This is a genomic window from Pseudomonas sp. Y24-6 (assembly GCF_020295325.1).
Taxonomy (GTDB): Bacteria; Pseudomonadota; Gammaproteobacteria; order Pseudomonadales; family Pseudomonadaceae; genus Aquipseudomonas; species Aquipseudomonas gregormendelii.
Map to the genome: position 1 here is coordinate 43,901 of NZ_JACBXG010000015.1, position 26,977 is coordinate 70,877.

Annotated in this window: 22 protein-coding genes; 7 read left to right on the forward strand and 15 right to left on the reverse strand. The window is 59.1% G+C overall.

All coding sequences use genetic code 11. From position 1 onward, the window contains the following. Positions 1 to 7: 7 nt before the first annotated feature. From HYI44_RS24320 to HYI44_RS24340, 5 genes are all read right to left on the reverse strand, one after another. Positions 8 to 997, reverse strand: coding sequence for an ABC transporter ATP-binding protein (locus HYI44_RS24320; protein ID WP_045058074.1), 990 nt, complete (start codon positions 995 to 997; stop codon positions 8 to 10). Beyond that, positions 994 to 1,794 carry an ABC transporter permease gene (locus HYI44_RS24325; RefSeq protein WP_122841373.1) on the reverse strand — a complete coding sequence of 267 codons (801 nt, stop codon included), beginning with the start codon at positions 1,792 to 1,794 and terminating at the stop codon, positions 994 to 996. Before HYI44_RS24325 ends, HYI44_RS24320 begins: the two co-directional genes overlap by 4 nt. Then, the gene (locus HYI44_RS24330; RefSeq protein ID WP_122841372.1) at positions 1,781 to 2,626 is read right to left on the reverse strand and encodes an ABC transporter permease; all 846 of its coding nucleotides are present in this window, start codon (positions 2,624 to 2,626) and stop codon (positions 1,781 to 1,783) included. The genes HYI44_RS24325 and HYI44_RS24330 overlap by 14 nt, the downstream gene beginning before the upstream one ends. Beyond that, on the reverse strand, positions 2,623 to 3,429 hold the full coding sequence (locus tag HYI44_RS24335; RefSeq protein WP_122841371.1) for an alkaline phosphatase family protein: 807 nt from the start codon (positions 3,427 to 3,429) through the stop codon (positions 2,623 to 2,625). Before HYI44_RS24335 ends, HYI44_RS24330 begins: the two co-directional genes overlap by 4 nt. 118 nt (positions 3,430 to 3,547) lie before the next feature. Continuing rightward, complete coding sequence (locus HYI44_RS24340; RefSeq protein WP_122841370.1) at positions 3,548 to 4,612, reverse strand: ABC transporter substrate-binding protein; 1,065 nt, start codon at positions 4,610 to 4,612, stop codon at positions 3,548 to 3,550. Positions 4,613 to 4,952: 340 nt separating this feature from the next. Between HYI44_RS24340 and HYI44_RS24345 the strand changes: the two genes are divergently transcribed. Continuing rightward, on the forward strand, positions 4,953 to 5,666 hold the full coding sequence (locus HYI44_RS24345; RefSeq protein WP_122841369.1) for a UTRA domain-containing protein: 714 nt from the start codon (positions 4,953 to 4,955) through the stop codon (positions 5,664 to 5,666). 29 nt (positions 5,667 to 5,695) lie between these two features. On the opposite strand, the gene HYI44_RS24350 is transcribed toward HYI44_RS24345, so the two are convergent. Then, a complete protein-coding gene (locus HYI44_RS24350; protein WP_122841368.1) occupies positions 5,696 to 6,463 on the reverse strand; it encodes a DODA-type extradiol aromatic ring-opening family dioxygenase in 768 nt (255 codons plus the stop codon). A gap of 103 nt (positions 6,464 to 6,566) precedes the next feature. Between HYI44_RS24350 and HYI44_RS24355 the strand changes: the two genes are divergently transcribed. Further along, entirely contained in the window at positions 6,567 to 7,223 is a 657-nt protein-coding gene (locus HYI44_RS24355; RefSeq protein ID WP_045058081.1) for a thiopurine S-methyltransferase, read from the forward strand. A 121-nt stretch (positions 7,224 to 7,344) separates the two neighbouring features. Here the strand turns inward: HYI44_RS24355 and htpX are convergent, their stop codons facing one another. Both htpX and HYI44_RS24365 read right to left on the reverse strand, forming a co-directional pair. Then, entirely contained in the window at positions 7,345 to 8,232 is an 888-nt protein-coding gene (gene htpX, locus HYI44_RS24360) for a protease HtpX (protein WP_045058082.1), read from the reverse strand. Between the two features lie 318 nt (positions 8,233 to 8,550). Then, positions 8,551 to 9,762: a pyridoxal phosphate-dependent aminotransferase gene (locus tag HYI44_RS24365; RefSeq protein ID WP_008030363.1), complete on the reverse strand. Its 1,212-nt coding sequence runs from the start codon at positions 9,760 to 9,762 to the stop codon at positions 8,551 to 8,553. A gap of 226 nt (positions 9,763 to 9,988) precedes the next feature. Here HYI44_RS24365 and msrB point away from each other — a divergent pair, with 226 nt between their 5' ends. From msrB to HYI44_RS24380, 3 genes are all read left to right on the forward strand, one after another. Beyond that, positions 9,989 to 10,384, forward strand: coding sequence for a peptide-methionine (R)-S-oxide reductase MsrB (msrB, locus tag HYI44_RS24370; RefSeq protein ID WP_045058083.1), 396 nt, complete (start codon positions 9,989 to 9,991; stop codon positions 10,382 to 10,384). Positions 10,385 to 11,516: 1,132 nt separating this feature from the next. Further along, complete coding sequence (locus HYI44_RS24375) at positions 11,517 to 12,002, forward strand: glutathione peroxidase (RefSeq protein WP_205892141.1); 486 nt, start codon at positions 11,517 to 11,519, stop codon at positions 12,000 to 12,002. Then, entirely contained in the window at positions 11,999 to 12,457 is a 459-nt protein-coding gene (locus HYI44_RS24380) for a MarR family winged helix-turn-helix transcriptional regulator (protein ID WP_122841366.1), read from the forward strand. The genes HYI44_RS24375 and HYI44_RS24380 overlap by 4 nt, the downstream gene beginning before the upstream one ends. On the opposite strand, the gene HYI44_RS24385 is transcribed toward HYI44_RS24380, so the two are convergent. After that, positions 12,441 to 14,762 carry a response regulator gene (locus HYI44_RS24385; protein WP_122841365.1) on the reverse strand — a complete coding sequence of 774 codons (2,322 nt, stop codon included), beginning with the start codon at positions 14,760 to 14,762 and terminating at the stop codon, positions 12,441 to 12,443. The two genes, HYI44_RS24380 and HYI44_RS24385, sit on opposite strands and share 17 nt — an antisense overlap. A gap of 166 nt (positions 14,763 to 14,928) precedes the next feature. On the opposite strand from HYI44_RS24385, the gene HYI44_RS24390 reads away from it, so the two are divergent. Then, positions 14,929 to 15,819 (forward strand): ATP-binding protein, encoded by an 891-nt coding sequence (locus HYI44_RS24390; protein ID WP_225570719.1) that lies wholly within the window; start codon positions 14,929 to 14,931, stop codon positions 15,817 to 15,819. Beyond that, positions 15,816 to 16,298, forward strand: coding sequence for a GAF domain-containing protein (locus HYI44_RS24395; protein ID WP_225570720.1), 483 nt, complete (start codon positions 15,816 to 15,818; stop codon positions 16,296 to 16,298). Before HYI44_RS24390 ends, HYI44_RS24395 begins: the two co-directional genes overlap by 4 nt. Here the strand turns inward: HYI44_RS24395 and HYI44_RS24400 are convergent, their stop codons facing one another. The 6 genes from HYI44_RS24400 to HYI44_RS24425 all read right to left on the reverse strand — a co-directional run bounded on the left by HYI44_RS24400 (position 16,299) and on the right by HYI44_RS24425 (position 26,959). Beyond that, positions 16,299 to 19,247 carry an HD domain-containing phosphohydrolase gene (locus HYI44_RS24400; protein WP_225570721.1) on the reverse strand — a complete coding sequence of 983 codons (2,949 nt, stop codon included), beginning with the start codon at positions 19,245 to 19,247 and terminating at the stop codon, positions 16,299 to 16,301. A gap of 49 nt (positions 19,248 to 19,296) precedes the next feature. Beyond that, positions 19,297 to 22,941 (reverse strand): transporter substrate-binding domain-containing protein, encoded by a 3,645-nt coding sequence (locus HYI44_RS24405; protein ID WP_225570722.1) that lies wholly within the window; start codon positions 22,939 to 22,941, stop codon positions 19,297 to 19,299. Between the two features lie 8 nt (positions 22,942 to 22,949). Next, the gene (locus HYI44_RS24410) at positions 22,950 to 23,576 is read right to left on the reverse strand and encodes a response regulator transcription factor (protein WP_225570723.1); all 627 of its coding nucleotides are present in this window, start codon (positions 23,574 to 23,576) and stop codon (positions 22,950 to 22,952) included. A 251-nt stretch (positions 23,577 to 23,827) separates the two neighbouring features. Continuing rightward, entirely contained in the window at positions 23,828 to 24,217 is a 390-nt protein-coding gene (locus tag HYI44_RS24415) for a response regulator (RefSeq protein ID WP_225570724.1), read from the reverse strand. A 180-nt stretch (positions 24,218 to 24,397) separates the two neighbouring features. Further along, positions 24,398 to 25,726, reverse strand: coding sequence for a deoxyguanosinetriphosphate triphosphohydrolase (locus tag HYI44_RS24420; protein WP_122841358.1), 1,329 nt, complete (start codon positions 25,724 to 25,726; stop codon positions 24,398 to 24,400). Positions 25,727 to 25,795: 69 nt separating this feature from the next. Beyond that, the gene (locus HYI44_RS24425; protein ID WP_122841357.1) at positions 25,796 to 26,959 is read right to left on the reverse strand and encodes an EAL domain-containing protein; all 1,164 of its coding nucleotides are present in this window, start codon (positions 26,957 to 26,959) and stop codon (positions 25,796 to 25,798) included. Positions 26,960 to 26,977 lie beyond the last annotated feature (18 nt).

The window sequence follows — 26,977 nt, forward strand, 5'->3', positions numbered from 1 at the left end:
AAGGCCATCAGGCTACCTCACACAGAGCTGTCGGATCGATGGAAAGTGCCAGGCGCTGACCATCGGGGTGCAGATCTGCGGCTGAGCGGTTGAGCACATCCACCACCAGTTCCACGCCGCGGGCTTCGATCCGGTACCGAATCACGTTGCCCAGCAGGCTGTGGCTGCGCACCTGGGCATCCAGCGCGCCATTGAGGCTGAGCTCGATGGCTTCCGGACGAATGGCGATGCGTCCGGTGACCGGTCTTTGCAGCAGTTTCGAGGCACTGTCGGCATCCAGCAGGTTGTAGTTGCCGATGAAGCCGGCCGCAAATGCATCGACTGGCGCGGTGTACAGGGTTTCCGCGTCGCCGCTTTGTACGATCTTTCCCTGATTCATCAGGAATATTCTGTCAGACATTGTCAGGGCTTCTTCCTGGTCATGTGTGACAAAGATCGTGGTCAGTCCCAGTTCACGCTGGATCTGACGGATCTGTTCGCGCAAATGCTTGCGAATTCGCGCATCCAGCGCCGACAGCGGTTCATCCAGCAGTAACAACCGCGGACGCGTCACCAGGGAGCGAGCGAGGGCGACTCGCTGGCATTGGCCGCCGGACAGCTGGTGGGGATAGCGGGCGGCGAAATCGTTCAACTCCACCAGCCCCAGCACTTCGGCGACGCGTTTGTGGCTGTCGTCGGCATTGACCTTCTGCATGCGCAGGCCGAATGCCACGTTTTGCTCCACGGTCATGTTCGGGAACAGCGCGTAGCTCTGGAACACCATGCCGATCCCGCGTTTTTGCGGGCTCATGGGCACCAGGTCGACACCGTCCAGCAAAATCTGCCCGCCATCTACCGGGGTCAGCCCGGCGATACAGCGCAACAGGGTCGATTTGCCGCAGCCCGAAGGCCCAAGCAAGGTGACAAACTCGCCTTTGTGGATTTCGCAGTTGATGTCGCTGAACACCGTGGTGCCTGCGTAATTTTTCTCCAGATGTTGGACGCTGACGTAGCTCATTCGCTTTTGTCCTTGTTCAAGATAGTGGCCACCCAGGTCAGAACCAGCACAAAAAAGAAGTAGGAAATAACCAGCGCACTGGTGAAGTGGCCGCTGCTGTTTCGCATATTGTTGAGATAGACCTGCAGGGTTTCGTAACGGGTGCCCACCAGGATGTTGGCGAACACGAACTCACCGAACAGGAACGAGAACGACAGTAGCAGTGCCACCATCAGGCCTTTGCGCAGGTTCGGCAGCACGACCAGGAATGCCGCTTGCCAGGTGCTGGCGCCGAGCAATTGGGCGGCGTCCATCAGGTCGCGCAGGTTGATCGCCTGCAGATTGTTGGTGATTGCCCGATACATGAAGGGCAGCGCCACGGTGAAGTAGCAGCCGATCAGGATCCACGGCGTACCGACCATCGCGAACGGGCCGGAGCCATACAGCTGCAACAGCCCCACCGACGACACCACTGGCGGCACGGCGAAGGGCAGCAGGATCAGGATGTTCATCAGCGCGTCGAGTTTCGGGAAGTGGTAATGCACCACGAACAATAGCGGCAAGATCAGCACCACTGACAGGACCAGTGCACCGACGCATACCAGCAGCGACTGGCCGAATGCGTGGAGGAAGCGCGGATCACTCCACAACTGCACATACCATTTGAACGTGAAGCCGCTCGGCAGGATGGTCGCCGACCAACTGCTGGCGATCGAATAGATCAGGGTGCCAGCCAGGGGCAGCAACAGAATGGCAAACAGCAGGTACACCACAACCCGGTGGTAGATGCCGGCGGGACCCCGTTCAGCGCGAGACATGGTAGCTCCTCTTCAACAGCAACTGATGCACGATGGTCACCAGGGTCATCAACGCCACGAGTACCACGGCCAGGGCGCTGGCGAGGTTAGGGTCCAGGGAAATGTCGCCGGAAACCATGGCGGCGATACGGATCGGCAGTACGTTGAAGTTGCCGGTGGTCAGGGCGTAAACCGTGGCGTAGGCACCCAGCGCGTTGGCCAGCAGGATCACGAAGGTGCCCAGCAGCGCGGGTGTCAGCACTGGCAGGCCGATGTGGCGCCAGAATTGCCAGCCGCTGGCGCCGAGCAGCGCCGCAGACTCGCGCCAGTCTTCACGCAGCGCATCAAATGCCGGATACAGCAGCAGCACGCCAAGGGGAATCTGGAAGTAGGTGTAGAGAATGATCAGCCCGGTTTTCGAGTACAGGTTGAAATCCTGAATGATCCCGGCCTGCTTGAGCAGGATGGTGAAACTGCCATTGAAGCCGAGCAGGATGATGAACGCAAACGCCAGGGGCACGCCGGCAAAGTTGCTGGTCATGTTGGCGAAGGCGTTGACGAAGTTACGCAGCCTGGAATCGACCCGGCGCAGGGAATAGGCGCCGAGCACTGCGATGATGATGCCGAATACGCTCGACCAGAAACTGATCTCGAGGCTGTACTGGATCGCCTGCAGATAGAACTTTGAATTGAAGATTTTCGTAAAGTTGGCAAGGCCCCAGCCAGACTCCTGTGACTCCAGGCTGTTGATCATGACCCACAGCAGCGGGGCAATCTGGAACACGATAAAGAACAGTGCAAAAGGCACCAGGCACAGGGCTGCCAACCATTTGCCGCGAGTCATGGTGTTCATTTGAGCAGCTCCCGGCACACAGGTTTATCGTGGGCCACGCCCAGCAGCTCGCAGACCGTACCGCAGATCTCGATCTGTTTCGGCGCAGCACTGGCATCGAGGCTGAAGGCATCGCCGAGCACGAACAGCGGTACTTCGCGTTCTTCGGCCAACAGGCCGTTGTGCGATCGGTCATTGTTCATGCCGTGATCGGCGGTCACCAAAACCTGGTAGCCCGCATCGAGCCAGCCTTGCAGGTAGTCGGCGAGAACGATGTCGGCGGAGCGGGCGCTGTTGCGGTATTGCGCGGAGTCGAGGCCGTGCCTGTGCCCGGCGTCGTCGATGTTCATCGGGTGGACCAGCAGGAAGTTTGGCGAGTGGCGCAGGCGCAGATGTTCGGCGTCGGCAAACAGGTGTGAATCGGGGTAGTGGTCATTCCAGTAGAAATGCGCGTGCTGGATCGGCAGGTCAGGGTCGTCGGTGTGACGGTCCCGGGCGGCCACGAACGGTGATCGGTTGTACAGTTCACTGACCCAGTGATAGGCCGCCGCCGCAGTCTTGAGCCCGGCGTCGCGTGCGTAGTGATAGATGCTGCGCTGACTGGAAAGGCGCGAGACATTGTTATGAACGATGCCGCTGTCAATTGGCGTGACGCCGGTCAGGATGCATTCGTAAAGCGGACGGGATAACGCCGGCAATTCGCACTCCAGCTTGTAGAGCGCCGCGCGTCCTGCGCCGACATACGCCTGCAGGTGCCCCATGGCGTGGCGAGCGACCTCGTGGTTGAGGCCGTCGAGCACGACAAGGATGACGTTGTGGTTCATAGGGGCGATGACTCCAGAATCATTGCTGAACGGTGCAGGAGCTGCCGCGGGTTGCGATCTTTGATGGTGCTTGAAAAAACCAAGATCGCAGCCTGCGGCAGCTCCTACGGATGCAGCATTACTGCATGTTGATAATCACTTCTTCCTGCCACTTCTGCGGCAGCGACTTGGAGGTCTTTTCCCACGCGTCTGCGTCCTTGATCGGCGTCACGCCTTTGTACTGTTCGTTCGGCAACAGCTTGGCCTTGACGTCATCCGGCAGCTTCACGTGTTCGGCGCGGATCGGGCGGGCGTTGCCGCGTGCCAGGTTGGTCTGGCCGGCGTCGCTGAAGATGTATTCGCGGGTCAGTTTGGCCGCATTAGGGTTTTTCGCGTATTTGTTGATGATGGTGGTGTAGCCGGAAATGACCGAGCCATCGGAAGGGATCAGCACGGTGTAATCATCCGGGTTCGCCATCTTGGCCTTGTAGCTCAGGCCGTTGAAATCCCAGACCACGCCGACTTCGATCTCGCCCTTTTCCATGGTGGCAATGGTCGGGTTGGCCATCGACAGGCGGCCTTGCTTGGCAATATCGGCAAACATCAGCAGGGCTGGCTGGATGTTCTTCTCGTCACCCCCGTTGGCCAGTGCGGCAGCCAGGACACCGTTGGCCGCCTGGGCCGCAGTGCTGACATCGCCAATGGAGACCTTGTACTTGCCGTTTTTGAGATCGGCCCACTTGGTCGGTGCTTCGGAACCGTGCAGCAGCTTCTTGTTGATGATGAAGGCGATAGTTCCGGTGTAGGCCAGCGCCCAGTTGCCATCCTTGTCCTTGGCCCAGTCCGGCACCTGGTCCCAGGTCGTTGGTTTATACGGTTGCACCACGCCTTGCTTGACTGCGATCGGCCCGAACGCTGCACCGACGTCACCGATGTCCGCGCTGGCGTTATCTTTTTCGGCGGCGAATTTGGCGATTTCCTGCGCGGAGCTCATGTCGGTATCAATGTGTTTCAGGCCGTAGGTCTTGGCCAGGTCATCCCAAGTGCCTTTCCAGTTAGCCCAGTCATCAGGCATGCCGACGCTGTTGACCGCGCCTTCCGCTTTCGCTGCGGCCTCAAGGGTTTTCAAATCATCAGCCGCCATGGCGGCGGTGCACATGGCAATGGTCGAGCCTAACAGTGATGCCAGGAAAAGCTGTTTCATCCGAAGCTCCTTTGGGCGTTTTCAACGCTGCGATTGCGGTTGTGTTGGTCTAGGTCAGCAATACCTGAGCCAATCTAGGCGGTCTGGATGACATTTTGATGTCGATGAGTGGCCCGCCCAGATTTCCCGTAGGGGAACACTCAGGCTGCGAAGTAAGCGTAGACCATGGCTAAGAGGCTGATATGAAAGGACATGGCCGTGATATTGCAGGCAACGTTCAACACCGTTCGGCACGTTTGTCATCCACCAGTCACATGCAGGGCCTAGGCTGCTTGGAGGGTAAAACCAATGCAGGTTTCGCCCCGAAACAGTGCTGGTCTAGTCCAGATAGGTAACGTTGATGCGCATCGAGACCACCAAAGCGGTGACAGCCATCGGGCAGGTGCTACAGGAACAGCTCGATCACGGGCTGTTGGCGCCCGGAAGCAAACTGCCAGCGGAGCGCAAGCTCAGTGAGTTGTTCGGTACCACCCGAATTACCGTGCGTGAGGCGTTGTTGCAGCTGGAGGCACAGGGGCAGATCTATCGCGAGGAACGCCGGGGCTGGTTCGTCTCGCCCCCGCGCCTGGCCTATAACCTGATGCAACGCAGTCACTTTCACGCAATGGTCAGCGCCCAGGGCCGGGTGCCGTCCACCGAGGTGATTAGCGCTCGCCTGCAACCGGCGTCAGCGGCGGTCTGCGCCTGGCTGCAGTTACCCGCACTGTCCAGCGTGATCCAGATCTGCCGGGCGCGGCGCATTGACGAGCGGCTGGTGCTGTACGTCGAGCACTACCTGAACCCACGGTTTTTCCCGGGAATACTCGATTTCGACCTGAATCAGTCCATTACCGAACTGTACGCCCGGCATTACGACCTGCACTACGGCAGGGTACGTTTCGAAATCGTGCCGACGGCGCTCTCCGTGGACGCTTCGGCAGCGTTGCGAGTGTCGGTGGGTAGCCCGGGATTGCGCATTGCCCGGGTCAACTACGACCAGCACGAGCGACTGATCGATTGCGACCTGGAATTCTGGCGACACGATGCCATTCACGTGGGCGTCGATGTCACCTGAGCCAGGTAGCCGGCGGTTGCAACAGCTGTTTAGCCGAATCGATAGATGTCCATGCCCAGGGCGCCCATGGTGAAGCCCTTGTGGCTGACGCTGAACGGACCCCCGGCAGCGCGAGCGAAGTACAACGGCAGCAGGTGTTCATCGCTGGGATGGTTACGCACGGCATTTGGCGCCTGGCGGCGGTAATCATGCAGCGCGGCCTCATCGTTGGCAGAGAGTTTCTCGATCATCCATTCACGGAACGCTTCGGCCCAGGGTTCCACGCTTTCCGGGCCAGCGTGCCAGTCCAGTTCTCCGAGGTTATGGGTGATGCTGCCTGATCCTATCAGCAGCACCCCTTGTTCACGCAGGCTGGAGAGGGCGTGTCCGACCTGAGTCTGCAACGCGGGGCCGCCCCGTGTGGGCAGAGAGACCTGTACCACCGGAATGTCGGCCTGCGGGTACATCAGCGAAAGCGGTACCCAGACACCGTGGTCAAATGGTCTTTTGGCATCGATGCGAGCAGGCAGGTCGGCGGCTTTGAGCAGGTCGACTACCTCCACCGCCAGTTGCGGATCACCGGGGGCGGGGTATTGCACTTCGAACAGCGCCTTGGGGAAACCGCCGAAGTCGTGCCAGGTGTCCGGATGCGGATTAGCGCTGACCAGCAGTTCATCGCTTTCCCAATGCGCCGAGACAATCACGATCGCCCTGGGTCGCGGCAATTGGGCCGCAAGCCTTGCCAGTGCGGGGCCGCTGGCGCCCGGTTGCAGCGCCAGCATGGGGGAGCCGTGGGATATATACAGGCTGGGGAACATGTAGGAGCTCCTGAGAGTTAAGATGGGCTCATCTTCAGTCAGATCATTGATCTAAATCTAATATAAGTTTTAGGGTGTTTTGATCGAATTTTCGGGGTTATTTATGCAGCCGGAGTTTTGGCACAAGCGTTGGCAGTCAGATCAGATCGGCTTCCATCTGCGGGAAGTGAATCCTTATCTGCAACGGTTCTGGCCACAATTGGACCTGGAAGAGGGCGCTCGCGTGTTGGTGCCGTTGTGTGGAAAAAGTCTGGATTTGCTGTGGCTTGCTCATCAGGGCCATGAAGTACTGGGGATTGAACTGTCGGAAAAGGCCGTTGAGGACTTCTTCAGCGAGCATCAGTTTGATCCTGATGTCAGCGAACAGGGGCCGTTCAAGGTTTATCGCGCCGGTTCGATCGAATTGTGGTGCGGGGACTTCTTCGAGTTGACTGCAGGGGATGTGGCCGACTGCGCCGGTCTGTACGACCGTGCTGCGCTGATTGCGCTGCCACCCGCCATGCGCGAGCAGTACGCGGCGCACCTGAACCGGATACTGCCGAAGGACGCGATGGGGTTGCTGATAACCCTCGATTACGATCAGACGCAAAAGGACGGACCGCCGTTTGCTGTGCTTGATGATGAGGTACGGCACTTGTTCGGCAACTTCTGGGCGCTGAAGATCCTGGAAGATCAGGATGTGCTGGGGGAGAGCTGGAAATTTATCGAGAGTGGCGTGACGCGCCTTGAAGAGCGGGTTTATCGGGTTTCTGCCCGGTAAGAAAGCTGCCTGCGCTGGCGATTCGTGAGCAGGCTCACTTTTACATAAGGTCAGCAGCACAAATCAGGACAGACAAAAAAGGCCCGCATCTGTGCGGGCCTTTCTGTTTTAGCGCAACCTGTCAGCCGCGACGACGCAGTGCGTCGATACGCTCTTCCAGCGGCGGGTGGCTCATGAACATGCGAGCGAACCCTTGCTTGATGCCGCCGTTGATACCGAATGCATTCAGCGTGTCCGGCATGTGTACGGGCAACCCCTGTTCAGCCCGCAGGCGTTGCAAGGCACCGATCATCGCGCTGGTACCCGCCAGGCGGGCACCGGCTTCGTCTGCACGGAATTCGCGTTTACGCGAGAACCACATGACGATCGAGCTGGCCAGGATGCCCAGCACCAGCTCGGCAAAGATGGTCGCGATGTAATACGCGATACCCTGGCCTTCTTCGTTCTTGAAAATCACTTTGTCGACAAAGTTACCGATGATTCGCGCAAAGAACATCACGAAGGTGTTCACCACACCCTGAATCAGCGCCAGGGTGACCATGTCGCCGTTGGCAACGTGACCAATTTCGTGGGCCAGAACGGCTTTGACCTCATCCGGCGAAAAGCGCTCCAACAGGCCTTGGCTGACCGCAACCAGTGCATCGTTCTTGTTCCAGCCGGTGGCGAAGGCGTTGGCCTCATAGGCCGGGAAAATACCGACCTCCGGCATCTTGATCCCGGCTTCCCGGGACAGTTGCTCCACCGTCTGCAGCAGCCATTGCTCGTGACGTGTGCGCGGCTGGGTAATGATCTGGGTGCTGGTGCTCATCTTCGCCATCCACTTGGAGATGAACAGCGAGAACAGGGAACCGGCAAAACCAAAGACCGCACAGAAGATCAGCAGCTGATTGAGGTTGAGATCAACCCCGTTGGCCGCCATGAACCCGTTGAAGCCGAAAAGGCTCAGGGTGATGCTGGCAATCAGCACGACCGCCAGGTTAGTGGCCAAAAACAGCAGGATGCGCATCATGGTTGTAGAAATCTCCTCAAGCTAAAGATGTAGCGTACTGCGGGGTATATAAGGTGCTGCAACGGGCTATTCAACCGGGTGACTATTTCAAACTGTGTCCTACGGCAAAAGACTAGCTGTTTGAAGGACGCTTGCGACTCGCTCCGTTGAAATTCCTGTAGGGCATTTCCGAGGTCCGGGCCCCGTCGTTGTTAGACCGCGGCCTGAAAACGGGTCCAGGTCTGTGAGCGCCTTAGCGTTGCAGGGTAGGAGGGGAATATGTATTGCTGAATTAGTCATCGTGCGACGGGAATGAGGGTCGCACGGTGACTGGCGGTGTTACTGGCGGTAGGACTTGAGGAAATTGCCGATGCGGCCTATGGCCATATCCAGGTCATCCACTCGTGGCAATGTCACCACCCGGAAGTGATCGGGCCATGGCCAGTTGAACGCCGTGCCTTGCACGACCAGCAGCTTTTCCGACAGCAGCAGGTCGAGCACGAATTTCTCGTCGTTGTGGATCGGGCAGACTTTCGGATCGATCCGTGGGAAGGCATACAGGGCACCCATCGGTTTAACGCAGCTTACGCCGGGAATGTCGTTGAGCAGCTCCCACGTACGGTTGCGCTGTTCCAGCAGTCGGCCCTGGGGCAGCACCAGGTCATTAATGCTCTGGTAGCCACCGAGAGCGGTCTGTATCGCGTGCTGGCTTGGCACGTTGGCGCACAGGCGCATATTGGCCAGCATGTCGATGCCTTCAATGTAGCTCTGGGCGTGGTGTTTCGGGCCGGAGATGGCAATCCAGCCGGAACGGAAACCCGCCACGCGGTAGGATTTGGACAGGCCGTTGAACGTCAGGCACAGCAGGTCCGGCGCCAGGGATGCGGTGCAGATGTGCACGGCATCGTCGTACAGGATCTTGTCGTAGATCTCGTCGGAGAAAACCACCAGGTTGTGCTGGCGGGCCAGTTCCAGCATGCCCAGCAGGACTTCTTTCGAATACACCGCACCGGTCGGGTTATTCGGGTTGATGATCACCAGGGCCTTGGTGTTCGGCGTGATCTTGGCCTTGATGTCGGCCAGATCCGGCCACCAGTTGGCCTGCTCGTCGCACAGGTAATGCACCGGGTTGCCGCCCGAGAGGCTGACAGCTGCGGTCCACAATGGGTAGTCCGGGGCCGGCACCAGCACTTCGTCGCCATTGTTGAGCAGGGCCTGCATCGACATCACGATCAGCTCGGAAACGCCGTTGCCCAGGTAGATGTCTTCAATGCCGACGCCTTCCACCTGCTTTTGCTGGTAGTACTGCATGACGGCCTTGCGTGCGCTGAACAGCCCTTTGGAGTCGCTGTAGCCCTGGGCTGTAGGCAGGTTGCGGATCACGTCCTGGAGGATTTCGTCCGGCGCTTCGAAACCAAAGGGCGCAGGATTGCCGATGTTCAGCTTGAGGATGCGATGGCCTTCCTCTTCCAGGCGTTTGGCGTGCTTGAGCACTGGGCCGCGAATGTCGTAGCAGACGTTGGCGAGCTTGTTCGATTTGCTGACCTGCATGGCGATGTGTTCCTGAAAATGAACGATCCAGGCGGCATATGAACTACCGTACTGGGAATCCTGCGTATTCACACAGGCCTGGCGCCTTGAAAGGCAGCACCCGTAAATCCGTTTGAATGCGCGTGGTCTGGCTGCCAGACTGGCGTTTGACGAGGCGCAATCATACGTGCCGCCCGATCCGTGGAAAAGGTACAGATCGGGCTTTTTCAGCTGCTGAGGTGTGACGATGGAAAAGTTGGAAAAAACCCTTGAAGAATGGAAGGCCATGCTCGATCCGGAGCAGTACAACGTTTGCCGTCTCAAGGGCACCGAACGTCCGTTTTCCGGCAAATACAATGGCACCAAAACTGATGGTGTCTATCACTGTATCTGTTGCAGCGAGCCGCTTTTTGATTCGAAGACCAAATTTGACTCAGGCTGCGGCTGGCCGAGCTTTTATGCGCCGATCGGTGACAGTGCGATGGTTGAGATTCGTGATGTGAGTCACGGGATGATTCGTACTGAAGTGGTGTGTGCCAAGTGCGATGCGCATTTGGGGCATGTGTTTCCGGATGGGCCGCCGCCGACCGGATTGCGGTATTGCATCAATTCGGTGTGTCTGGAGCTTGTGCCTCGGGAATGACCTGGGTTTACCCGGGTTGGTCGTGTGTATATCCATTTCTGGGGTAATGGCTTCTATTGGTTCCGCCCTTACGGCGGGTCACTTTTGAAAAGCGCAAAAGTAACCAAAACGCTTTTGCCCCACCACTCGGCACCTCGCTTAGGCTCGGTGTGCCCGAACGCAGGCATTGCTCCGCGGGTCGCCGCGATGGGCCATCCCTGGCCCAGCGCGGCTAAACCGGCATCCTTGCCGGTTTCCCCGCTACGCAATGCCTGCGTTCGGCCAGCGTGGTTAACGGGGCGTCCGTGATCAAGAACCGGGCCGTGGCGGCCTTCGGGCCGACCAAGGCATCAAGCCGGCGCGCTGCGCTTCTCTGATGTGCACTGCCTGCGGGCTGGTGTTGTTCCTGTGAGAGCAAAGTTTGCCCGCCTTCGGACTGATGTTGTTCCTGTGGGAGCAAAGCTTGCCTGTCCCCGGGCTGATGTTGCTCCCACAGATATCAATCCCTCCATAAAGTCCACCTTCCACAAATACCACCTCACAGCGCTCATTTCATATCCAGAAAAGGTGCACGATCCAACAAGCGAAGCGCGCCGGCGTGATGCCCTGGTCGGCCCGAAGGCCGCCACGGCGAGCTGTAGATTGCAGGCGCCCCGTTAACCACGCTGGCCGAACGCAGGTGTTGCGTAGCGGGTAAACCGGCAAGGATGCCGGTTTAGCCGCGCTGGGCCAGGGATGGCCCATCGCGGCGACCCGCGGAGCAATGCCGGAGTGAGGGCACACCGAGCCTAGGCGAGGTGCCAAGTGGTGGGGCAAGAGCGTTTTGGTTACTTTTGCGCTTTTCAAAAGTGACCCGCCGTAAGGGCGGAACCACAAGCAGCCCTGACCAAAGAAACGGATCTGCCCCCGCCCCAAAGCCCCCAAAATTAAATTGCACACAACTAAATTGCTAACTATCTTAACCAGGCCCCCCTCATGAACCCCCAGAGCCCAACGATGACCGACCCCCTGCTGACCATCCCCTGCACCNCAAGCAGCCCTGACCAAAGAAACGGATCTGCCCCCGCCCCAAAGCCCCCAAAATTAAATTGCACACAACTAAATTGCTAACTATCTTAACCAGGCCCCCCTCATGAACCCCCAGAGCCCAACGATGACCGACCCCCTGCTGACCATCCCCTGCACCACCATCACCGGCGAACAGAAAACCCTGGCCGACTACGCCGGCAAAGCCGTACTGGTCGTCAACACCGCCAGCAAATGCGGCTTCACCCCACAGTACAAAGGACTCGAAGCGCTCTGGCAGACCTACAAGGATCAGGGCCTGGTAGTCCTGGGTTTCCCCTGCAACCAATTCGGCAAACAGGAACCCGGTAACGAAGGCGCGATCTCCGAATTCTGCGAACTGAATTTCGGCGTCAGCTTCCCGCTGTTCAAAAAAATCGAAGTCAACGGCGCCGGCGCCCATCCACTGTTCGTCCAGCTGAAAAAACGCGCCCCCGGGTTACTGGGTTCCCAAGGCATCAAGTGGAACTTCACCAAATTCCTGATCGGCAAAGACGGTCAACTGGTCAAGCGCTTCGCACCGGCGACCAAACCGCAGGACCTGAGCCGCGAGATTGAAGCCCTGCTCAAATGAATCCGCCGTTCGACTCCCTGCAACTCGACAGCCAGCTGTGCTTCAAGCTGTACGCCGCGTCCCGTGCGGTGATCCGGGCCTACAAACCAATGCTGGACCAGCTCGGGCTGACCTACCCGCAGTACCTGGCGATGCTGGTGCTGTGGGAATGGCAGGAAAAGGCCCCACAGCAGCCAACAGTCAAGGCCCTGGGTGAACGCCTGGCGCTTGATTCCGGGACCCTGACGCCGTTACTCAAACGACTCGAACAGCTGCAACTGGTGCAGCGCCAGCGTTCATCCCGCGATGAACGCGAAGTGCACCTGAGCCTTACAATTGCGGGCCAGGCGCTGCGTGATCGGGTCGCGCCGCTCAAGGCCCGGCTACTGTGCGACAGCGGCGTGGATCTGGATCGGCTGCATGATTTGCGTGAAGGGCTCGATCATTTGCTGGGGCAGATCAAGGCGTTGTCGTAGCCGGCATCCATGAATCCAGCAGGGCCGCCAGCTCTTCGCGGCGGAAGGGTTTGGCCAGGTAATCGCTCATGCCCGCGGCACGGCAGCGTTCGCGTTCCTCGGACATGGCATTGGCGGTCAAGGCCACAATAGGCAATTGTGGCCAGCGTCCGCTGCGACGGATTTGCCGACTGGCTTCATAGCCATCCATCACCGGCATGTTGCAGTCCATCAGCACCAGGTCGAACTCGTCGTGCTCAAGCAGATCCAGGGCCTCGGCACCATGCGCGGCGACGATGACCTCGCAACCGAGCTTGCCCAGCATGCCCTTGGCTACCAGCTGATTGACCGGATTGTCCTCCACCAGCAGTACCCGCCCGCGGCGCTGGGGTGACAGCGTTTGCAGTCGCGCATCGTTGATCGTATTGATCTCAGGTTGCAGTACCCGTCGCAATGTCTGGAACAGTGCGTTTCGCGCCAGCGGCCGCGCCTGCTGTTGCAAAGGGGCGAGGGCGCTGGCCTGTTCGCTGGGCATGAAGCTGCCGTAGGCAGTCACCAGCAGGATCGGCGCAGTGCAGGCGGGGCGCAGGACAAACAGGCATTCGGGGCAATCGGTGATGACCACGTCGGGGTCCAGGCCGATCATCGAATCATCGATCGAGCGCTGTTGATACTCAAGCCCCCACACCGGCAACACGGTCTTGAGCAGCTCTGCCAGGCCGCTGCTGGCTGCCGTGATGGCAATGACCTTCCCCTGCAAGGGCGCAGGCGCCAGGGCGCGGGTGTGGCAGGGCAGCGGCAGGTCGGCACAGAACTGGCTGCCAAACCCGGCTTCCGAACTGATGGACAGTCGTCCTTTCATGGCTTCGCACAGGTTGTAGGTCAAGGCCAGGCCCAGGCCGGTGCCGCCAAATTGTCGGGTAATGCCGGCACCCGCCTGGGTAAACGGCTGGAAAATCTTCACTTGGGCGTCCTGGGGGATACCGATGCCAGTGTCGCAGACTTCGATTCTGACGCCGTCCTTGAAGGTGCCGAGGCGCACATCGACGCGGCCGAAACGAGTGAACTTGAGCGCGTTGGACAGCAGGTTGCTGACGATTTGCCGAACCCGAGTCGGATCACCCAACACCAGTGCCGGAAACTGCGGATCAATCAGACAGGTCAGTTCGACACTGGGCGCGGCGTTCTGGGACAGCAGGTTGGCAGTGTCCTCGACCAGCGCACCGAGGTCGAATGGAATGTGCTCGAGTTCGAGCTGGCCAGCGTCGAATTTCGACAGGTCGAGAATGTCGTTGAGCAGTTCCACCAAGACCTTGCCGGAGTCATGGGCGATGGACAGTTGTTGCTGCTGCTCAGCATTGAGCGGACCGTCCAGGGACAATGCGATCATCCCCAGCAGGCCATTGAGCGGCGTGCGGATTTCGTGGCTCATGTTGGCCAGAAACACCGAGCGCGCCTCTGCCATATCCAGGGCGGTGCTGCGGGCAATTTCCAGTTCCTGGTTGGACTGGCTGAGCCGACTGTTGATCGCCTTGAGCTCCGCAGTCCGGGCGGAGACGATGTTCTCCAGTTGCGCGAGGTAGTCAGTCAGGCGGTTTTCGGCATTGCGCCTTTGCTGGATTTCCGTGGCGATGTTCTCGAATTGCTGGTTGGCGACCTTGACCAGCACGCCGATTTCATCGTTCTGATGCCCCGCCGGGTACTCCAGCCAGGTCGGTTCGACGCTGCGTGGATCGCGGCCACTCAGTTCGCGGATAACGCGCACCAGCGGTTTGGTCAGCATCACATAGAACAGTGCGAGCAGGATGCCAGTCAGCAACAGGCTGCGGGCAAAACCATTGAGCAGCGTCACTTCGGCCCGGCGCAGAAAGCGGCTGCCGAATGCGTAGGTGTCGACGTCCAGGCGCAGGGTGCCGAGGGACTCGGCGGGCAAGTGATCCAGGTACAGGCGGTCTTCAAACTGACGTTCGGCGCCAAACATGAAGTCGCTGATCATCCGGTAATTGCTTTGCTGCCCGGGTCGCTTGACGTTGGCCAGTACCGTGCCGTTGTTGTCGATCAATCGCGCACCGATGATGGCGGGCGAACGCAAGAGGCCCAAGGTCAGCTCCTGGGCGAGTTCTGCATCGATGTTATAGGCGATGCGCGACGCCGGGTTATGGCTGATTTCCAGCAAAGACTGGATTTCCCGGTTGATGGAGGCATCTTCACTGGCATAATCGATGCCAATCTGCAGCAGGCTGAGCAGCGTGCCGAGAATGAAACCCACGAGCACGGTCAGCCGGGCTTGTTTGTAAGACAGCCGGTTGGTGAATTTGATATCCATAGGGTGTTGAACCACTTCCGTTTCCCTTCGCTGCTCAAGCATAGTCGATGATGCATGGATACCGCTGTTGTCGCGAGCCCTCAAACATGGGTTGGGACAGGCACCTGGTCGTTGTGGATTATCGCTGTTGCGCAATCATTAATGTGAATGTGCCCAAGGAGAAGACGTGGATTCCCGATTGAATGCTTTCCTGGAGCGCGCCGATGCCGTTCTGGCCCGTATCGAACCGCTGCTGCCCGCACCCCGGCAGGCCATTGACTGGACCACTTGCCTGGCTGCGCGCTGGCAGCGAGAGGGGCGCAGCGGATTCCTGATGCCCCTGGAAGTCAGCCTCGACATGCGCTTGAGCGACCTGATCGGCGTCGATCGGCAGTTGGAGCAGTTGGGTCGCAACACTCAACAATTCCTCGATGGCATGCCTGCCAACCATGCGCTGCTGTGGGGCTCCCGGGGGACCGGCAAGTCCTCGCTGGTCCGGGCGCTGCTGGCCGAACATGCCCAGGCAGGCTTGCGCCTGATCGAGATCGAGCGCGATCACCTGGCGGACCTGCCACGCGTGGTTGAACAGATCGCCAAGCTGCCCCAGCGGTTCGTGCTGTTTTGCGACGACCTGTCGTTCGAATCCGGCGAGGGCGATTACCGGGTGCTCAAGAGCGTACTCGACGGCTCCCTCGAGCAGGCCCCGGACAACGTATTGCTATACGCCACTTCCAACCGCCGGCACCTGGTGCCGGAAAAAGAAAGTGACAACGAAAACTGGAAACGCGTCGACGGTGAACTGCACCCCAGCGAAGCGGTGGAAGACAAGATCGCACTGTCGGACCGCTTCGGCTTGTGGTTGTCTTTCTATCCGTTCACTCAGGAGCACTTCCTGAACGTGGTCGAACACTGGATCGGGCAACTGGCTGACAAGGCAGGCCTCAAATGGCAGCGTGACGAAGCGCTGGATATCCTCGCCGTGCGCTGGGCCACCGGACGCGGTAACCGCAACGGCCGTTGCGCCTATCAATTTGCCCGTTATTGGGTCGGGTTAAAGCTGTTGGAGCACAAGGCATGATCGATTTACAACAGAGCGGCCAAGGCCTCGAAGGCTACGGCATGTTGCAGGCGCAATTGGAGTCGCTGCTGGCGGACGAGCGCGATTTCATTGCCAACGCAGCGCAATTTTCCGCGTTCCTGTTCAACCAGCTCGATGATTTGAACTGGGCCGGCTTCTATCTCAACCGTAACCAGGAGTTGGTGCTGGGGCCGTTCCAGGGGCAGATCGCCTGCGTGCGCATTCCTTTCGGACGGGGTGTGTGCGGGGCTGCGGCGGCAACTTTACAGACTCAGCGGGTCGAGGATGTTCATGCGTTTGCCGGGCATATCGCCTGCGACAGCGCCTCCAACAGCGAGTTGGTGGTGCCTCTGGTCAAGGACGGTCAGCTGATTGGCGTGCTCGATCTCGACAGTCCGAAACTGGCGAGATTTACCGCGCTGGACCAGGCGGGCATCGAGCAGTTGGCTGCGATTTTCCTGCGCCTGACCGATTGCTGATCACCCCTGCAAGCCTGCCTTGACCAGCAGGCTTGCAGTGTCTACCGCATCAATCTGCTGTGGATCGAGGAATTGCTCGGCGTATTGCCGGTAGATTCCGGCATTGATGAACAATCCGAACAACTCGGGATCGATATGCGCGTCCCGGCACATCGTCGCCATGATGCCCAGTGCTTCGCTCAAGGACTTGGCCTTCTTGTAGGGACGATCGGCGGCGGTCAGCGCTTCAAAGATATCGGCAATGGCCATCATCCGCGCCGGCAGGCTCATTTCTTCTCGCTTCAACTGCTTGGGGTAGCCGGTGCCGTCCATTTTTTCGTGATGGCCGCCGGCGATTTCCGCGACGTTGTCAAGGTGGCCGGGAAAGGGCAGGTGGCTGAGCATCATTATCGTCTGCACCATATGGTGATTGATGATGTAGCGCTCCTCACGAGTCAGCGTGCCACGGGCAATGCTCAGGTTGTACAACTCACCCCGGTTGTACTTGTAGCGGGGCACGTCGAGCTTGAAGCCCCAGGGATTTTCCGCAGGAATAAGCTCACTCTCTGCCCGCTCGAACAGATGCTCGGGTTTGTCCGCCAGCAGGGGTTCATTGACCGGCAGGATCGGCGCCGGGGTGCGCGTCTGACGGCGGTTCTCTTCCCAGGAAACCCCCAGGCGATCGTCCAGGGTACGACTCCAGGTGCGTTGCGCGAGGCTGCGCAGGCGCTGCAGATCCTCTTCAGCCATGGCTTCGCTGCCCAGGTTGCAGCGGGCGATGAAGGCGAAGTCTTCATCCAGCGCCGCAAGGCTGGCCTCTCGCAAGTCAGCCAGCGGCTGCTCGTCTGCGCCCTGAGCCACGCCTTGCCAGTAATCGATCCAGGCGTCGCGCTTGAGCACTTCGAAACGGGTGCGGATTTCGTGGATACGGTCATTCAGGGTTTCAAGCTTGGTGGCTTTATCGACCACGTATTCCGGGGTCGTGACCTTGCCGCAGTCGTGCAGCCAGGCAGCGATGTGCAAGGCTTCCCACTCGTCTTCGGTCGGCTGGTAGCCTTTGAAAGCCGGCGCCTGGCTGGCGGCAGCGGCTTGGGCGAGCATCAGGGTCAGCGCCGGTACCCGCTGGCAGTGGCCGCCGGTATAGGGGCTTTTTGCGTCGATTGCACCGGCCAGCAGTTGAATGAACGAGTCCAGCAATTGTTTCTGTTTGGTTTGCAGGCGCTGGCTTTCGATGCTCACCGCCGCCGCTCCGGAAACCGCCTGCAGAAAGGCGATGCGATCCGGGCGCAGTTTTTCCAGGTCGCTCGGGTGGCCGCTGTCGGCCAGCAGCAGTACCAGCAGGCCCACCGTCTCGTTATGCCGGTTGCGCAGGCGAATGCCGATCAGGTGGACCCGCGGGCACTCCAACGCCAGCAGCACCTTGCGCCAATCCCCGGCCTCTTCGAACCCCAGACTGGTCACCATGGTGTCGACTTCCACCAGTTGCCCAAGCCAGGCAGGACTCTGCGCAGACTTCGGCTCGTGCGCCTGAACGTCGAATGCGGGCAAATCCTGGGACGCGCCGTCGATCACCAGGCCGAGGGGAACGAAGCGGTCACCGTCATTTTCCCGTAAGTAGATCAGGCCGGCCTGGGCCTGGCCGATATTTACCGTTTCAAACAGTACGCGCTCCAGCAGCGGGCCAAAGCGGGTCTCGGCGCTGAGGCTGTCGGTGATCTGGAAGAAACTGGCCAAGGTGTCTTTCATGCGCGCCATCGACACGCCCAACTGGTCCACTTCAAGTACCGGTGAACGCCTGATGGGTGGGGAGTTGAAGTCGAAACTGCGAATAGCGTCAGCTTCCTGAACCAGCGCGCGCAGGGGCCGGACCAGTATTCGGGAGGTCAGCCATCCCAGCGGCAGGCACAACAGCAACGTCGCCAAGGTCACCAGCGCACCTTGCCAGCGCAGGCGGTACGCATCGACGAGCAGTTCATCCTCGGGAACGAGCAAAGCCAGGTGCAATCCCTGGGGACCACCTTCCTGGATGCTGCTTTGGGCCACAATCCAGCGTCGACCACCGGCCTCCAGCCGATTGCCCGCCGCCTGGTTGTTCAGCAGCGCGCCGAGTCCCGGGCTTAAATCGGCCGCCTTGATCAAGCGGGCGCTCTGGTCGTCAACAATGAGCCTGCTACTGTCGGGATAGGCAATGGCATTGCCCTGGGCGTCGAACAGCACGATTTCGGTTGCCGGGGTCACGACGTGTTTGGCCAGGGTGGCTGATAGTTCGGCCAACGTCAGATCGGCGCCCATGACTGCCTGTTCGCCACTGCGTCGGGCCAGTGTGGTGCCCACATTGTGGGTGGAGAAGAACACGTAAGGCTCTGTGGTGATCTGTTCCTGCTCGCTGCGAGCGCTGGAAAACCAGGCGCGAGTCCGCGGATCGTAGTCTTCGTCGGGGTGGTCGAGACGGCCAAGGAGCATCAGGTCGCGGTCAAAAAACAGTGATTGGGACCTGACCTGGCCATCGCTGCGGTCGCGCTCGATGCTCCAGACCTGGAATGCGGCGGCATCCGGCGCCTGGGTGCGCGCTTTCAGGTCCGAGGTGCGCAAGGGCCGCACCATGAAGAAATCACCGTTGCCATAACCCAGATACAGCGATGCCAGGTCTGGATTGTCCGTAAGCGCCTGGCTCAAAGGCTTGAGCAAAGCCAGCCGCTGCTCGAGGTCTGTGGCCTGGGTGGCCGGGTAGTCCGCCAGCAGGCTCAACAGATGACGAATGGGTTGGTAGGTGGCGTGCAGGTCAAGCCGCACGTCCTGCTCGATTTGTTCGAAGAGCTTTTCACTGCTCGACAATATGATCTGGGTGGTCTGTCGATAGTTGAAGATCCCCAGCACTACGCCGGTCAGCAGCAACAGCAAGGTGAACATGACGCTGATATGGATATGCAACGGCAAACGCCGCGGATCCGGGCGCAGTGGGCTGGGCATTGCAGTGTTCTCCATGGGATTTAACTCACTGCTTAGCGCCCAAGCATAGTTAAGGCTCCCCCGTTGTGCTGCGCTCGTGCTCGCATATTTGCTGCAAAAGAGCCAGTTCCAGTTGCACCATGTCGCGTGCCATCGCCTGGGTGCAGTCGGATAGGGCCTGCGCGTCCAACCCACCCTGGCAGGCTGCCTCCAGTGATTCGCAACTGTCGATGAGGCTCGAGGCCTGGATGATCCGCGCTGCGCCCTTGATTTTGTGGGCAATATCCAAAAATGCCTGTGGCTCAGCGGTGCTGGGCACCGCCAATAACTCCTGGCGGTCCAGACGATTGCTTTTGAGCAGTTCGTTGAGTAATCGCAGGTCCAGCGCCGGGTTTCCTCCCGTCAGTTGCTGCAGCCCCGCAAGGTTGAATGCCGGGGACTGCGCCTCGGGATTGAGGCTTTCAATCCAGTGGCTCAATGCGTTCAGGGTGAGCGGCTTGAACAGGCAGTCATCCATGCCGGCTTCTTTGCAGCGGGCGATCTCTTCCGGCTGGGCATTGGCAGTGAAACCCAAAACGACAGTGGGCGGGCGCTGCAGGCGTTGCTCCTCGCCGCGAATGGCGCCAACCAGTTCATACCCGTTCATGACCGGCATGTTGCAGTCGGCGATTACCAGGTCGAACGCCTCGGTCTGCCAAAGTCTGAACGCCGCCGCGCCATCCTCCGCAACCCGGGACACATGACCAAGAAACTCCAGTTGCTGGCACATGAGCAGCCGGTTGGCAGGGTGGTCATCGACCACCAGGACTTTCAGCACTGTCCTGGGCGGCTGGGGTGCCTGTTCAATGGTCAATGCCGCCTGTTGCTGCGCCAGAGCTGGCAGGTGCAGTGAGACCTGCACTTGAGTTCCGATACCTGGGTGACTGCTCAGTTGCAGGCTGCCGCCCATCAACTTGCACAGGCTGCGACTGATCATCAGCCCCAGGCCTGCTCCGCCACGGCCCGCTTTGGCACCGTTGTCTGCCTGGACGAAAGGGGCGAACAGCCGACTCTGATCGTCTTCACTGATACCGATGCCGCTGTCCTCAACGCTCAGATGCATCTGCACTGCGTCCGGCCCGGTGGGGCTCAGGTCGACGGCGATCCGGACATGGCCCTGGGGGGTGAACTTGATGGCGTTACTGATCAGGTTGGACAGCACCTGCTTGAACCGCACAGGGTCCAGCAGCACGTCAATGGCGGGGTCGTCGCATTGAAACTCCAGCAGTAGCTCGAGTTTTTTCTGCCGCGCGAGGCCCTCGAAGATATTGACCACCGACGCGACGACTTCACGGAGATTGACCCGTTCCGGGTTCAATTCCAGGCGGCCGGATTCGACCCGCGCAATGTCCAGAATGTCACCGATGAGCTCCAGCAGGTCCCGCGCCGAGTTATAGGCAACGTCGATCGCGGGCCGATCCGGGTGATTCTGCTCGATTCGTTTGAGCGTCAACTCGAGCATGCCAATGACGGCGTTCATCGGGGTGCGGATTTCATGGCTCATGGTCGCCAGGAAATTGCTTTTGGCCCGGTTGGCTTCATCGGCGCGTTCCTTGGCACGCCGCAGTTCTTCGAACAATTGGCGCCGGTCACTGATGTCGATCCAGCCGCCGATGATGCCCTGGACCATGCCGCGCGAATCACGATAGGGCAGTACCCAGTGATAAATGGTCAGCCTGCGTCCGCCGATGTGCAAATCCCGGTCGAGCACCAGCGGGATGCCTTCTGCCACTACGCGCTGATAGTCGGCCTGATATTCCCGGGCCTCGAATGCGTTGCTCATGTTGCCCGGCATCACGCTTTTACCGATGACGTCCTCGCGTTTGGCGTTGAATGTTTCGAGATAGCTGTCGTTACAGCTTTGCAGCAACCCCTGGCGGTCGCGGACATACATGGGATGCGGCGTGCCATTGACCAGCGATCGCATGAATTCGTATTGATCACTCAGCGCACGCTCTGCGGCCTGGCGCTGTTTGATCTCCCGGCGCAGGTAAGCGTTCCAGGTGAATGAAATCAGCAGCAGGATGCCGGCAGTGATAACGATCTGGTAAAAAATGCGGCGGTAGTCCTGCCATGAGTCCTGCGCTGAAGCCGAGTAGCCGCGCCAGCGACTGTTGATTACCCCCAGTTCGTCCGGTGCGATGCTCAGCAACGCCTTGTCGAGAATCGAGTTCAGTTCCCTGGAGTCCCGGGCGGTCGCCAGAGAAAACGCGGCCTGCTGAGTGCCGATTGTGGTGCCGATCTGCAGATCGCGGCCGAAAATCCGCGCGGACATGAAATAGTTGGCGATGACCAGTGAGTTGACCGCAGCGTCGGCGCGCCCATCGGACAGCATTTCCACGGCGCTGAAGGTATCGGGTGTTTCGATCAGTTTGATTTGCGGGAATTCGCGACGCAGATAATCCACCATCGGATTGCCCTGTGCGATGGTCAGGCGCTTGCCCTGCATCTGTTCGAGATTGGTCGGGCTACCGGCCAGTTTTCGCGTGAGCAAGACAAACGAGTTCTGCAGGTAGGGCCGTGTGAAATTAAGGGTAGATTCACGTTGGGTACTGGGGAGCAGGGCGGTGATCATGTCAGCCTGCTTGTCAGCGACGCGTTCGATCATCTCGCCATCATTGCGGCTGCGCTGAATATCGAAGCGCAAGCCGGTGCGCAGCCTGATCAATTCCAGCAGGTCGGCCGTGACGCCACGAAAGTTGCCGTCGCGGTCGAAAAACGTCAGCGGTGCATAGGCTTCGTTCACAATTACGCGAACCACCGGATGGGCTGCCATCCAGCGCTTTTCGCGATCGGTGAACTGCAGGTTGTGATCGCTGATCAGGATGTCACCGCCGGCGCCCCAGCGTTTGCCGATGTTGTCTTTTTCACTGGTTGGGAGGGCGGCCAGCATCGAATTGATGATGCCCAGCAATTGCGGGTTGTCTTTATGCACCGCAAAACTGAAGCCATGCGCTTCATGTTTGCCGAAGCTCGCCATGCGGATGTTGTTCAGGTAGCCCTTGTTTATCATGTAGTGGGTTGAAATCGTGTCGCCGAGAAAAACATCGGCCTGATCGAAGGCCACTGCATTGATCGCATTCTGGTAGGAGGGGTAGGGCGTGATAACCGCGTTGGGGTATAGCCTCTTTACTTCCCCCAGCGGCAGATAGTGATAGACCATGCTCATTCGCAAACCCCTCAGCCCATCGGTCAGGGATCGGGTTTCTTCCTCGCGCGTGACCAGCACCGGTTGATCAACGGCATAGGGGGCGGACAGCAGGATGTCCGGATGTTCGGCTTCGAAGCCGTTGGACGTACCCAGCAAATCGACTTCGCCATTCTCCAGCGCCTCGATGGCGTCGTCCCGGGTGGAGAACCGCCTGACCTTGATCGGTAAACCGGTGGTCGCGCCGAGAAGACCTGCATAGTCGGCGGTCAGCCCTTCGTAATCCTGGCTGCTGTCGATGGTCATGTCGAAGGGCGGATAATCGGGGGCTGAGGTGCCCAGGACCAGCTCAGACCTGTTCAGTATCCAGAGTCGTTGCGGTCGATCCAATGGCACCTCATGTTGTGCGGCCGTGGCCCGACTGAGCAAGGAGTAGCTTTGACTTTCGATCGGCGCGGCCTGTACCGAACTGCTCTGGAAAAGAGCTACGGTCATCAGCATCAGGTATTCCTTGGCGCGACTGGGCATGATGTTTCTCACACGAGTGCGTTGCGTTTTGCCAGTTCAATGAGTTCGACCAGCGATCTGGCCTTCAGCTTTTGCATGAGTCTTTTTTTATAAGTGCTGACGGTCTTGTTGCTCAGGAGCATGGCCTTGGCAATTTCCTTGTTACTGCGGCCCTGGGAAAAAAGTTGTAGCACCATCAGTTCTCGATCATTGACTGATTTGAACAGTTCGATCTCGGCGTGGCGAATGTGGTCGCCACGAATGGGATCGAGCGCCGCACTTGGAAAGTAGTGGTATCCTGATAATACAGCCTTGATGGCGCTGACCAGTTCACTCAGGCCTTCCTGCTTGCACACATATCCGGACGCGCCCGACTGCATGCAACGTATGCCAAACAGTGTCGGGCATTGCGCCGTCAATACCAAAGTCTTGATGCGGGGATTCATGGCATTGAGTCGGGTGAGAATTTCCAGCCCGTCTAGTTTGGGAATGCTGATGTCGAGAATCACCAGGTCAGGCATGCATTCACGAATCATCTGCATCGCGTCTACGCCGTTATCCGTTTCACCGACGACTTTGAATTTTTCATGCTCCAGCAACATTCTTACGGCAAGGCGGATAACTGGGTGGTCGTCGACGATAAAAACGGAGTTCATAATCAAATCCCATGCGAATGTAGATAAAGCGCGCACCTTAGCTCAGAAGGTTCCGCTATCGCATGAACAGGCCTACCTCTATCCTTAATATCAGATGATTCCTACAGCAGAGCAGGAAAAGTACTACGTTCTAATTAGTGATTGTATTGGATATTTAAAAGTTTCAAGGTTTCAAGCGGGTGCTGATAAGTTTAAAAAAACAAGCTCCAGAGCGATTTACTGAGTTTAAGTTTGCGAGATTTTGGCGTTAATTACTTGGCTGAAGTCAATAGCGTTATAAGTTCCAGATGTTTCAGAGGCTTTATCAGAAAACCTGACAGCGGTAATCCCAGTCTGATCGCCGACTGTGCAAGTTCTTCCAGTTCTACTGATGTCAGGCTACTGAGCAGTATCGCGCGCTTGATCATTCCCATGTGCGTTGCCGCTTCGATCAGTTGCAAGCCGCGCAAGTCGGGCAAACATTGATCACACAACAGGACGTCGTAGGGTGTAGGCGTCTCGCGCATCCTATGCAGGGCGACCTCGGCACTGTCGGCCGTGGTGATGTGTTCGAAACCGTAGCTTTGGAGCAGGATTTGAGTTGCTCGAAGTTGGAAGTCGTGATCTTCAACCAGAAGGATGCGCAAGTCTGCTTCTTTCATCGGGATACTCACACTGAGCCGTCGAGCTGACGGAGGGTGATTATTTCGCGACAGGTGGGAGCAATCGATCAGCCGGCGCGACATGCGCTGTAGGACGATTCGTCAGGCCTTGAGTGTTTCAGGGCTACTGAGGGCTGATCGGCCACACGCAGGGCGTAATGGGCGATCAGCAGGTGTCGGTCAGTGACTGGAACGACCGGTCATTTCAAGGGCCATTTCGCTGGCGTAGCTGTCGGTCATGCCGGCGATGAAGTCGATCATGCGCAAGAATGACGTATGCAACGGGCCGCGAGGGTCGGGTGCATTGTTGCCAAGCAAATCCAGGATGCGCCGGCTCTTGAAGGACGGCGTTCGACCGTCGTGCTGTTCCAGCGCCGCACCGCAGAAGGCATTCAGCAGGATCTCCAGGGTCGTGTAGGCCCCGATCTCATGCAGGGTCTTGCGTTTGTCCTGGAAGATCTTTTTACGCGCCATGTCCTTGGCATTCAGCACGCAGCGTTTTGCCGGACCGTGCATGTGCTCCACCAGATCGCCGGGCAGCATGCCGGCCAGAAGTGCGTCCTGCTGCTCGACAAACGCCCGCGCGGCGGCGTTGGTCAAGTGTTCGATGGCTTTGCCGCGCAGGATCGCCAATTTGCGCCGCCGCGAATCCGACGGGCCTAGCTGGCGATAGGTTTCAGGCAGATCGTCACCCACCAGGTCCAGCAACAGCGCCTCGACTTCCGCGTACTCGAGCAGCTCCATTTCCAGGCCGTCTTCCAGATCGATCAGCGCGTAGCAGATGTCATCGGCAGCCTCCATCAGGTAGACCAGCGGATGGCGCGCCCAGCGCTGATCTTCAAGTTGCGGCAGGCCGAGTTTGTGGGCGATCTGTTCCAGTAACGGCAGCTCGCTCTGGTAGCAGCCGAACTTGTGCTTCTTGTAGCCCAGGGAGTCGGCATGTTTTGCCGTCCATGGGTACTTGAGGTAAGTCCCCAGAGTGGCATAGGTCAAACGGGTGCCGCCATCGAACTGGTGGTATTCAAGTTGCGTCAGCACCCGGAAGCCTTGGGCGTTACCTTCGAAATTGAGAAAATCATTGCGCTCGACCTCGCTCATCGCATCCAGCCAGCCGCGCCCGGCGGCCTGCTGAAACCAATGGCGGATGGCGTCTTCGCCGGAATGGCCGAACGGCGGATTACCAATATCGTGCGCCAGGCAAGCCGATTGCACCACCATGCCCAGGTCGCTGGGCTCACACCAGTCGGGCAGGGCGTTGCGGATGGTCTCGCCAACGCGCATGCCCAGGGACCGCCCGACGCAACTGACTTCCAGCGAGTGCGTCAGGCGAGTGTGGATGTGGTCGTTGCTGGTGACCGGGTGAACCTGGGTCTTGCGCCCCAGGCGACGGAACGCTCCGGAGAAGATGATGCGGTCGTGGTCCTTGTGAAAGGGGCTGCGTCCGAGCTCTTCCGGACTGTGCAGGGGCTTTCCGAGGCGTTCGCGAGTGAGCAGGGTTTGCCAATCCAAGGCTGATTCTCTCCGTCAGGTGACTGATGGCCTAAGCTTCCGGGTTCAGGTCGGGACGTGCAAGCGGAACTAAAGGCCGGCGGCGTCGATGTCGATGAGCAACAGCCTTTCTCCATGGGCGAAAAACTGTCCGGCGGTCAGGCAATACTGGTTGGTGGTGGCATCTCGGTAAGTACTGGAGAGCGTCAGGCGGCGCTCGTCCCAGCCTTCGGCCAGCAGGTGATAGAAATATGGGCGCCATGACCAGTTATGGCCCAGATAGCGATTGTCGGCTTTCCAGCCATTCTGGCTCCATTCCAGGTTCGGCGTCAGTTGTGTGCCGTGTCGATCACATTGGTAAAACCGCAGCAACCAGGGGAAGGCATCGAGCCGGGGCAGGGCGCTGAGCGGCGCGCTAGCCTGGGCCCAGTCCTGCAGAATGCCCATCAGTTCGCTCAGTTGCTGGCGCATGACCATCAGGCGGCCACGCTCAAGCAGTTTTTGCTGGACGTAGCGGTGGCGCAGCTGGGCGAAATGGTCGACGAACGCATCGGTGTGGAAGAAGTCTTCCTCGGCCCGGGCGAACAGAAAGCCCTGGACGTAGCGCGAACCGCACTCCAGGGCAAAATTGAGCTGGGCATCGGTTTCCACCCCTTCGGCGATGATCCAGCAACCGGTCTTTTCGGCCATTTGCGCCAGGGCCTTGACCACGTCGCTGCTCGGCCCACCCAACGCTGCAGCCTGAAACAGGCGCATGTCGAGTTTGAGAATATCCGGTTGCAGGGCCAGTACCCGATCGAGCTGGGAATACCCGGCACCAAAATCATCAATGGCAATCCTGGCACCTGCCCGGCGATATCGCGCGACCACGTCGGCCAGGCGCTGGATGTCGCCACCGACCTCGGTGATTTCGTAGACGATGCGTTGCGGGTCGACGTCATGCCTGGTCATCTGCTTGAGGCTTGGCAGGTCCTGCTCTGGACGCAGGCGATTGACCCATCGTGGTGACATGTTCAGGCTCAGGAACCAGTCTGCGGGGGCTGCATGCAGGCGGCTCAAGGCGTGGTCGCGGATCTGCCGGTCGAGGCGACGCAAGGCGGCCGCAGGGATTCTGGGATCGGCAAACAATGGGCCGACCGACGTCAACTGGCCGTCCGCCTGACGCAGTCTTCCCAAGGCCTCGACGCCTGCGATGCGACCGGTGGCGGTATCAATGAACGGTTGGAAACAGGCGAGCGGTTGCCCGTCGATCACGAGGCCTCCTTGCTAAAT

Coding starts and splice junctions, on each gene's coding strand:
- HYI44_RS24365 (WP_008030363.1), bottom strand. CDS start 9,762: ATGCAGGTCAGCAAATCGAACAAGCTCGCCAACGTCTGCTACGACATT.
- HYI44_RS24355 (WP_045058081.1), top strand. CDS start 6,567: ATGCAGCCGGAGTTTTGGCACAAGCGTTGGCAGTCAGATCAGATCGGC.
- HYI44_RS24410 (WP_225570723.1), bottom strand. CDS start 23,576: ATGAACTCCGTTTTTATCGTCGACGACCACCCAGTTATCCGCCTTGCC.
- msrB (WP_045058083.1), top strand. CDS start 9,989: ATGGAAAAGTTGGAAAAAACCCTTGAAGAATGGAAGGCCATGCTCGAT.
- HYI44_RS24415 (WP_225570724.1), bottom strand. CDS start 24,217: ATGAAAGAAGCAGACTTGCGCATCCTTCTGGTTGAAGATCACGACTTC.
- HYI44_RS24395 (WP_225570720.1), top strand. CDS start 15,816: ATGATCGATTTACAACAGAGCGGCCAAGGCCTCGAAGGCTACGGCATG.
- HYI44_RS24405 (WP_225570722.1), bottom strand. CDS start 22,941: ATGCCCAGTCGCGCCAAGGAATACCTGATGCTGATGACCGTAGCTCTT.
- HYI44_RS24400 (WP_225570721.1), bottom strand. CDS start 19,247: ATGCCCAGCCCACTGCGCCCGGATCCGCGGCGTTTGCCGTTGCATATC.
- HYI44_RS24340 (WP_122841370.1), bottom strand. CDS start 4,612: ATGAAACAGCTTTTCCTGGCATCACTGTTAGGCTCGACCATTGCCATG.
- HYI44_RS24375 (WP_205892141.1), top strand. CDS start 11,517: ATGACCGACCCCCTGCTGACCATCCCCTGCACCACCATCACCGGCGAA.
- HYI44_RS24350 (WP_122841368.1), bottom strand. CDS start 6,463: ATGTTCCCCAGCCTGTATATATCCCACGGCTCCCCCATGCTGGCGCTG.
- HYI44_RS24380 (WP_122841366.1), top strand. CDS start 11,999: ATGAATCCGCCGTTCGACTCCCTGCAACTCGACAGCCAGCTGTGCTTC.
- HYI44_RS24335 (WP_122841371.1), bottom strand. CDS start 3,429: ATGAACCACAACGTCATCCTTGTCGTGCTCGACGGCCTCAACCACGAG.
- htpX (WP_045058082.1), bottom strand. CDS start 8,232: ATGATGCGCATCCTGCTGTTTTTGGCCACTAACCTGGCGGTCGTGCTG.
- HYI44_RS24385 (WP_122841365.1), bottom strand. CDS start 14,762: ATGGATATCAAATTCACCAACCGGCTGTCTTACAAACAAGCCCGGCTG.
- HYI44_RS24320 (WP_045058074.1), bottom strand. CDS start 997: ATGAGCTACGTCAGCGTCCAACATCTGGAGAAAAATTACGCAGGCACC.
- HYI44_RS24345 (WP_122841369.1), top strand. CDS start 4,953: ATGCGCATCGAGACCACCAAAGCGGTGACAGCCATCGGGCAGGTGCTA.
- HYI44_RS24325 (WP_122841373.1), bottom strand. CDS start 1,794: ATGTCTCGCGCTGAACGGGGTCCCGCCGGCATCTACCACCGGGTTGTG.
- HYI44_RS24330 (WP_122841372.1), bottom strand. CDS start 2,626: ATGAACACCATGACTCGCGGCAAATGGTTGGCAGCCCTGTGCCTGGTG.